Source organism: Rhodopirellula maiorica SM1, assembly GCF_000346295.1.
In the GTDB taxonomy this organism is placed as follows: Bacteria; Planctomycetota; Planctomycetia; order Pirellulales; family Pirellulaceae; genus Novipirellula; species Novipirellula maiorica.
The window spans coordinates 1-948 of record NZ_ANOG01000211.1 but is presented as its reverse complement, the minus strand read 5'-3'; the positions used below and the strand labels follow the sequence as shown (position 1 = coordinate 948).

The window sequence follows — 948 nt, the reverse complement described above, 5'->3', positions numbered from 1 at the left end:
TTGTTACCCCAGCCATGCCCTGCGCCATCTACGATCAGAATTTCTACGTCGGCACCCCGTTTTTGGGCGAGATCCTTCATCCAATACGCATGCTTGGGAATGATGGTGGTGTCCTCAGTTCCGTGGAGCATGAATAGGGGCGGGCTCTCTTTTGTTAGCCACGAACTGGGACTCATTTCATGGATGATGTCCTTGCGCTCTGCTGGCGTAAGCCCTGGGCGGCATATCCGCGAGTGGTTATTGCGGAGTGGCTGATCATTTTCCTTGTTCGGCTTGATGAAAAGCTCTTCCAGCTCTTGGTTCGCCCAGCCATACCATGATACGCCGGCGACCATTTCATACTCTGCATCGGCGAGTTCCGGAGCACCCAGTTGCTCGTCGCGCGGTGACAAAAGCAACATCATCGAGAGATGCCCTCCCGCAGAATTCCCGATCGAGTAGAACTTCTTCGGATTGATCCCAAAATCCTCCGCATTCTTAGCAAGAAAGCGCACGGCATCCTTGCAGTCTATTACGCACTCAGGGACGTAACTGTTTTCATACATCCCTACCAGCCGGTAATTCACCGCCGCCACGCAAAACCCCTCATCCAGTACTTTAAGAAACAGTTCCTTATGAGATCCCTGCGCCGCCCCCTCCTTGCTCCCAGCTCCCCAGCCACCGCCGTGGGTGAAGACCACTACAGGGAGATCTCCCTTGGGAACACCTGGAGGATAATAGAAATCAAGATACAAGCTTTCTTCAGGTAGATTTTTGTAGAGAACATTCAGCCGTTTCTCTCCCTTAGTCGGGAGCTTGGGAACTGGACATTTCTTAAGCTCCTCCAGGTCCACAGAATCACTCGCATCAGCATCCAAATGTTTGATGCTGCTCCAGCGACCACCCGCTGAGGTGGCCTGGGTTTTGGGGGCCACGCGAGTCCTTAAACTGAAAGGAACTCAAGGAACC

The 948-nt window shown here is 53.1% G+C and carries 1 protein-coding gene; it reads right to left on the bottom strand.

The annotated features are described in order from the left end of the window. Positions 1-914: alpha/beta hydrolase (locus tag RMSM_RS06490; RefSeq protein WP_008693243.1), on the bottom strand; the 914-nt coding region annotated here is incomplete at its 3' end. Positions 915-948 lie beyond the last annotated feature (34 nt).